General features: G+C 58.8%; 1 protein-coding gene. It reads left to right on the forward strand.

The window, feature by feature from the left end:
• Positions 1-1,085: amino acid adenylation domain-containing protein (locus AC0L3O_RS35345; protein WP_473618141.1), on the forward strand; the 1,085-nt coding region annotated here is incomplete at both ends.

Raw genomic sequence — 1,085 nt, forward strand, 5'->3', positions numbered from 1 at the left:
GAGGACGAGCGCCTGAGCTATGGCGAGCTCAATGCGCGGGCCAACCGGCTGGCCCATCATCTGATCGCCCTTGGGGTCAAGCCGGGGAACCGCATTGCGACAGTGCTGGACCGCTCCGTCGCTCTTGTCGTGGCGCAGTTGGCGATCCTTAAGGCGGGCGGAGTGTATGTGCCGATCGATCGTGGCGTTCCGTCTGCGCGACAAGGATGGCTGATTGCCGATTGTGCTGCGCGCCTCGTGCTTAGCGAGGGTGACGATGAATTGGTTGATGTGACGATCCCTGTTCTGTCTATTGAGCCGCTCATGGCTGGGACTGGGTCTAGTGCCGACCCTGGCTTGAGGTTGAGCGCCGAGACTGCCGCTTACGTGATGTACACTTCCGGCTCGACCGGCCTTCCCAAGGGGGTTGTTGTTCTTCATCGTGCGGTCAACCGGCTCGTCATCAACAATGGCTATGCGAAGATCGATGCCCGAGATCGTGTGGCGTGGGTGGGTAATCCCGCCTTCGACGCCAGCACATTTGAAGTGTGGGCACCGCTGCTCAACGGTGGCTGCATTATTGCATTGGATGCCACGACCGTCATAAATCCTTCAAATTTCGCTAAGTCACTTGAACAGCAACGGGTGACAACCCTTTTTCTAACAACAGCATTATTCAACCAATATACGTCATCGATCGCTCCAGCGTTGGCACAACTTAAGTACCTCCTTTCTGGAGGCGAGGCCAGTGACGTTCCCTCATTTTTGAGATTGCTGAGAGAAGAAGGTCCTGTACGCCTCGTTCACTGCTACGGTCCGACCGAGACGACGACCTTCGCGACAGTCTGCGAGATCACCACGATTGATGAGACATTCCGCCGTATCCCGATCGGGCATCCGATTGCGAACACGCGGGTGTATCTGCTGGACGGTCATGGTGCGCCGGTGCCGTTCGGGGCGGTGGGTGAGCTCTATATCGGCGGGGCAGGCGTTGCGCGTGGCTACCTGAACCGGCCCGAGCTGACGGCCGAGCGGTTCACCGCCAGTCCCTTTGTGGACGGCGATCGGCTGTATAAGACCGGCGATCTGGCGCGCTATCTGCCGGA

The sequence above is a fragment of the Mesorhizobium sp. WSM4810 genome (assembly GCF_055811235.1).